Here is a 6,522-nt window from a genome sequence, read left to right as displayed (position 1 = left end):
GCTCAGATTAATCATTATCTGAATATCTGGCTTGGTTTGTTTGTGTTTAATTCTTAAAGAATTAATTTATTGTTAACCTACTGTTTAATTTTCAAAGTTCTTATTTATTTCAACTTTATTTATTTTACTAAAGTCATTTTCCTTTGTCAACACTTTTTTCAAAAGTTTTTTCGATATTTTTTATCGATTTGACAAGTTATACTTTATCATTCACTTGCTTACTTGTCAACAATTTTTTCAAAGTTTTTGTTGATGTTTTGCCCTGTCTCAAGGACAAGTATTACTATACCACCTTTCATTTATATGGTCAATACTTTTTTATTATTTTTTAATTTTAATATAAAATAACTTCAGTTCTTTATACTACTCATTAATCTATAAAACAGATATTATCTTTACTTTAACAAAAAAATCATACATATTTCAAAATAATCTAAGTCATAATCTTAATATAATTTTTACTTAATTACATTCTATTATACGTAATTATAGATATATCTTTTATCTATATCAAAGTTAAAGTATTTTTAAATAACAAAAAGCTTTAGTCGTTCAAGACAACTAAAGCTCTTTATTATTATCTCATAACTCTCATAGCATTTAAAACTGCTAGTAATGCTACACCTACATCTGCAAATACAGCTTCCCACATACTTGCCATACCTAATGCTCCAAATATCATAACAATCACTTTTATAGATAAAGCAAATATAATATTTTGCCATACTATTTTATAAGTTTTTTTAGATATTTTTATACCTTGAGCTATTTTACTTGGTTCATCAGTCATTATAACTACATCTGCTGCTTCTATTGCTGCATCTGATCCTAGTCCACCCATAGCAATACCAACATCAACACGAGCAAGCACAGGAGCATCATTTATTCCATCACCAACAAATGCGATTTTTTCTTTTTCATTTCTACCTACATATATTTCTTCTATTTTTTCAACTTTTTCATTTGGTAATAAATTAGAAAATACTTTATCTAATTTTAATTTAGATGCAACTGCATCAGCGACGTTTTTATTATCACCAGTTAGCATTACAGTTTGTCTAATACCTTGAGATTTAATTTCTCTTATAGCTTCTTCACTATCAGCTTTTATTTTATCAGCTATTACTATATATCCTTTAAACTCATTATTTACTGCTATATAAACCACTGTTCCTATTTCTTTGACCTTTTCAAAATCTATATTATTAGCTTCCATTAACTTTTCATTACCAGCTAATATATAATCACTCTCATATTTCACCTTTATACCATGAGCTGCTATTTCTTCATATTCTTCAATTTTATTTAAATCTACTTCCTTATTATAATATCCTAATATGGATTTTGCTATTGGATGATTAGAATTAGCTTCTGCTATAGAAGCATACTCTATTAATTCTCCTTCAGATATTCCTATTGAATTTACTTGTACAACATCAAATACACCTTCTGTAAGTGTACCTGTTTTATCAAATACAACAGTATCTACATATCTTAATGCTTCTAAATAATTACTTCCTTTTATCAATATTCCATTTTTAGATGCAACTCCTATACCACTGAAATAACTTAAAGGTATAGATAAAACTAAAGCACATGGACAAGATACTACCAAGAAAATTAATCCTCTGTGTACCCACTCAGCAAATGATGCTCCAGATATAAATAAAGGCGGTAATATTGATATTAATACTGCTAATATAACTACTATAGGAGTATAATATCTAGAAAATACAGATATAAAGTTTTCTGTTTTAGATTTTTTACTACTTGCATTTTCAACAAGATCCAATATTTTAGAAACTGTAGATTCAGAAAAATCTTTAGTAACCTTTATTGTTAATAAAGAATTTTTATTAATAAATCCTGATAGTAAATCATCACCTGTTTTTACACTTCTAAGAACTGATTCGCCAGTTAGAGCTGATGTATCAACCATGGAATTACCTTCTACTACCACACCATCTAGAGGAACTTTCTCTCCTGGTTTAACCACTATAATATCACCTATTTCAACTTCTTCTGGGTCTACAACTTTTATAGAGTTTCCTACCTTCAAGTTAGCTACATCAGGTCTTATCTGCATTAAATCAGAGATAGATTTTCTTGATTTACCAACTGCAAGCTCTTGTAAATATTCTCCTACTTTATAGAATAACATTACACCAACAGCTTCTGATGACTCTCCTATTATAATTGCACCTATTGTAGCCACTGTCATTAGAAAGTTTTCATCAAATATTCTTCCTTTTGTTATATTTCTTAATGCTTTATATACAACATCTCCACCTACTATTAAATAAGAAATTAGAAAAATTATTAATGAATATTTACTACTTACCCCCATAGCTTCTTCTACAAAGGCAAATATAAATACCAACGCCCCTATAATTATTTTTATAAGTTCTTTTTTACCGTTGTCTTTTTTTATTTTTCGTATTTTGCCATCTTGCTTATTTTGTTTTCTATCTTCTTTGCTAGATATGCTTATATCTAATCCTGATTCTATATCATTTATTGTATCTATAACATTTTTAATAATATTACTCTCGTTAGAAGATTCAATTTCTATTGATAACTTCTTATTAACAAAATTTAAATTAGCTGACTTAACACCTTCCAATAAAGCTACTTTTTCATTTATCACTTCTGCACAATGAGCACAATTAAGTCCTCCTAGTGTTAATTCTTTTTTATTATATTTATTTAACTTTTTATTATCTATTAATTCAATATCTAGCCCTGGTTCTACATCATTTATTACATCAATCACATTTCCGATAACAACATTTTCATCATCAGAATCTATTTCAATTAATAACTTTTTATTTATAAAATTTAAGTTAGACTTTTTTATACCATCTATTAAAGATACTTTTTCATTTATTACTTCTGCACAATGAGCACAACTAAGTCCTCCTAACATTAATTCTTTTCTATTACATTCTTTCGTAATTTTATTTATAACTTCAATGTCTAATCCCGGTTCTATACTGTTAATTAAATTAATAACTTCATCTATTATATCTTCTTCATTTTTACAAGCATCTATCTGTAATGTTAACTTTTTACTAATAAAGTTCATATTACTTGCTTGTACACCATCTATATTTTTTACAGTATCACCTATAACTTCTGCACAGTGAGCACATGTTAAACCACCAAGCAGAAGTTCTCTCTTCACTAAAACTGCTGTTGACATATACTCTCTCCTCCTAACGGTTATAAGTTTCTTCTATGTGGCATAATCCACAATTAAAAATTTGATTTATATGGTTATCATCTAAAGAATAATAAACTACTTTTCCTTCTTTTCTAAATTTAACTAATCTAGCTTGTTTTAACACTCTCAACTGATGAGATATTGCTGATTGAGTCATGTTTAAAAGATCTGCTATATCACATACACACATTTCTTCTTGAAATAATGCATAAATTATTTTTATTCTTGTTGTATCCCCAAATACTTTAAATAGCTCTGCTAAATCATAAAGTTTTTCCTCTTCAGGCATTTCATTTCTAACCTTTCCAACTACTTCTTCATGTATAAAGCAAGATTCACAACCTGTAATTATATCACTCATCTCATATTCCTCCATTTACACTTACAATATATGAATAACTGTTCATATATTTATATTATGTTATTTAAATCTTTTATGCAACAACTTTTTATAAATATTTTTTAGTTTTTACATTTTTAAAACACTCATATATCATTTTTTTTATAATATATATATTAGTAGTATTAATAAATAACAGTTTTAAAAGTTAATTAGAAGGGAGAGTTAATTTCAAAATGAATTATAATATGTATCAAAATAGAAACGATAATATAGATCCATACTATATATATCCTCAACCATATATAGATCCTCTTATGTATATGAGTCCTTATAATATGAATGGTATGCCTATGCAAAATATGAATCCTAATAATATGAAAAATTCTAACAACATGGATAACAATGAAGCAAGTAATAACTATTCAACATACTCAAATCAATATATAGAATATCCTCAATTAAGTCCATATGATACCATGCCAGAAAATAAAATAAATGAACCTTTAGATGATGTTAACAATAGCACAAACAATAATTTAAATAATAGCAATATGAGTAACACTAACAGTCAAAATAATCTAAATAATATTCCAAACAATAATATGAGTAATATTATGAATGATAACATGAATAATGGTGTGAACAATTCAATGGGTAATAATATACCAGTTATTCCTATGATACCACAAAACATGATGTATCCTGGTATGTACCCCCCAAATATGATGTATCCTGGTATGTATCCTCCAAACATGTTTTATCCTGGAATGATGTACCCTAATATGGTATACCCTGGTACAATGCCTAATATTCCACCAATCAGTATGGAAGAATTCGATGAGGAAGAAATGTAAGTCAAAAACATTTTAATATTAATTAATATCAATCCGCAATCCTCCTTTTTTAGGGGGATTTATTTATTTTTTATTTTTTTTTGAAAAAAGTGTTATAAAAATTTTTATTCTGTCTACAATACATAATGTATTCCTCATAATATTCCCCCAATATTATAAATACAAAAAGGGCAATCTAGTTTAACTAGCATTGCCCTTCTTTTTTTAATTATAAAGAAATTATACGTTCTATAACTAAAATATAATTTCCAACTTTCTCATCTGAACAAAGAGAATTTTTTATGTAAAGTCAAATTATCTATATGATCTAAATGTAAATAAATATTTTATATAGATAAATAAATCATTTGGTTTCTTATCTCCATAAAATTTATATCTTAAATAATCGTCTAACCAGATTGCAATAATACTTAAAAAGAACCAAAAAACACTAAATAACAAGCTTATTTGTCCTTTGTAATTGAATGGTAAATCAGAATAATCCCATACATTTAGGCCCATTTTGATATTTAAGATATAGCCTGAAATAAATTCTATCAATGTGACTATTACCATACTTATCAAACATTGCTTATATAGCTTTTTATTCGGTGCTATATTATTAATCAACCCTATCAAAACACCACAGGCACCTCCAACGACTATCATAGATGGATGTGTATACCCTCTAAAAGTCAATTCTATATTAGTATATATACATCCCATAACTATAAATATAAAAAATTCTTTTTTAAAAAACTCAATCAATTTAATCCCCCTTAATTTTGATTATTTATTTCTTCATATTTATAGTTATTAATAAAAAATATACGGTATGTACAATTATTTAATTTAAAAAGTCTTCAAAATCATCAGAACCAGATTCCACAAAATCATATAATACATTTTCTTCAAAGAAATAACTATCCTCTACATTAAGGTAATCTTTATATTTAGCTAAAAGAAGTTTATTAATATACTTTCTATCTTTTTCAGAATATGTACCTATGAAAAATTCATCTCCAACCTGATAATAAATAGATTTTATATCATTGTTAATCACATATACATCTTGTTTAACATGATCATTATTAAAATTAAATCTAGTGAAAAATACCCCTTCTTCCATATCACTCTTTAACATAAAAGGATTATCATAATAAAATTCTTGTAAAAACTCTTCTTTTCTATTTAATTTATAAACGTCAATATATTCCGATTTAGATATTTCATCGAAAACTTCAAAGTCATACATAGGCTCCTTATCCGTTACCAATAGTGACTCTATTTTAAAATCATCTTTATTTTTTGATATATTAAATGCTATTTTACAAGTATAATATCCATCTTCGTCTTCATATAAAGCTTCACTAATATATACTCCATTACCTCTATCTGTGACCTTATTTTTTAATAAGGCTCCGTTTATTTTTGTTATATGATTATTCGATATTTCTTCACTATCTGAAAAGTACTTCAAACTTTCTCTATCTCTAGCAATAAACCTCATAGTCATATAGTTTATAAATTCTACTCCACTTTCTATTTTTTTACATATAATAGGGTACACCTCATCTAGTGTTAATTTAGATTCAAAGTTTTCTATAATATCTATATACTCCTCTACATCTCCAGGTAAATCCTTACCATATTTAATATTCTTTTTCCCAAAATGATTTATTAAAAACAAAGCAACTTCTTCTTTTACTAATATCCTACTTTCACCAAGTCCACCCATAAGTCTTTCTTCTTCTCTTATGGCTTCTTTCGTTGTAGGATTTTTCAAACTTACATAGTCAGCAATCCCTAATCCTTCTCCATCTAATAAAAAATATTGGTATATATTATCTTCTTTTTTCTCATATTTTATAATAAGACCCATACTTCCCATGAGTCTAGATTTTGTCATTTTGGCATAGTCAAATGTCATAAATTCACATCCTTAATTTGTAATAGTCATTTATTAATTTAAATATATTTTATTTAATATTTACAATTATAGTTTACAATAAAATCGAATTTTATAATATAATAAAGTAAATACTTATATGAGGTGATTCAATGAAAAATATAGGAGCTTTTTTTGATATTGATGGAACAATTTATAGGGATTCCCTTATGGT

At 26.3% G+C, this 6,522-nt stretch carries 5 protein-coding genes; 1 reads left to right on the top strand and 4 read right to left on the bottom strand.

Annotation, left to right across the window (positions count from 1 at the left end; translation table 11 throughout):
* Positions 1 to 577: 577 nt before the first annotated feature.
* Positions 578 to 3,202 carry a heavy metal translocating P-type ATPase gene (locus tag J7G74_RS12555; RefSeq protein WP_297135939.1) on the bottom strand — a complete coding sequence of 875 codons (2,625 nt, stop codon included), beginning with the start codon at positions 3,200 to 3,202 and terminating at the stop codon, positions 578 to 580.
* A 13-nt stretch (positions 3,203 to 3,215) separates the two neighbouring features.
* Complete coding sequence (locus J7G74_RS12550; RefSeq protein ID WP_297135936.1) at positions 3,216 to 3,584, bottom strand: ArsR/SmtB family transcription factor; 369 nt, start codon at positions 3,582 to 3,584, stop codon at positions 3,216 to 3,218.
* A 215-nt stretch (positions 3,585 to 3,799) separates the two neighbouring features.
* Here J7G74_RS12550 and J7G74_RS12545 point away from each other — a divergent pair, with 215 nt between their 5' ends.
* Positions 3,800 to 4,420 (top strand): hypothetical protein, encoded by a 621-nt coding sequence (locus tag J7G74_RS12545; protein WP_297135934.1) that lies wholly within the window; start codon positions 3,800 to 3,802, stop codon positions 4,418 to 4,420.
* Positions 4,421 to 4,714: 294 nt separating this feature from the next.
* Here the strand turns inward: J7G74_RS12545 and J7G74_RS12540 are convergent, their stop codons facing one another.
* Both J7G74_RS12540 and J7G74_RS12535 read right to left on the bottom strand, forming a co-directional pair.
* Positions 4,715 to 5,167, bottom strand: a complete 453-nt coding sequence (locus J7G74_RS12540) for a putative ABC transporter permease (RefSeq protein WP_297135933.1) — start codon at positions 5,165 to 5,167, stop codon at positions 4,715 to 4,717.
* 79 nt (positions 5,168 to 5,246) lie between these two features.
* On the bottom strand, positions 5,247 to 6,329 hold the full coding sequence (locus J7G74_RS12535; protein WP_297135932.1) for a hypothetical protein: 1,083 nt from the start codon (positions 6,327 to 6,329) through the stop codon (positions 5,247 to 5,249).
* Between the last annotated feature and the right edge of the window lie 193 nt (positions 6,330 to 6,522).

Origin of the sequence: Terrisporobacter sp. (genome assembly GCF_017888745.1) — a bacterium.
Lineage (GTDB): Bacteria > Bacillota > Clostridia > Peptostreptococcales > Peptostreptococcaceae > Terrisporobacter.
Note: the sequence above shows the minus strand (reverse complement) of the source record. Positions and strands in the feature narration are given on the sequence as shown.

Excerpts from the sequence above, each read along its gene's own strand:
- J7G74_RS12555 (WP_297135939.1), bottom strand. The coding sequence starts at position 3,202 with ATGTCAACAGCAGTTTTAGTGAAGAGAGAACTTCTGCTTGGTGGTTTA.
- J7G74_RS12550 (WP_297135936.1), bottom strand. The coding sequence starts at position 3,584 with ATGAGTGATATAATTACAGGTTGTGAATCTTGCTTTATACATGAAGAA.
- J7G74_RS12545 (WP_297135934.1), top strand. The coding sequence starts at position 3,800 with ATGAATTATAATATGTATCAAAATAGAAACGATAATATAGATCCATAC.
- J7G74_RS12535 (WP_297135932.1), bottom strand. The coding sequence starts at position 6,329 with ATGACATTTGACTATGCCAAAATGACAAAATCTAGACTCATGGGAAGT.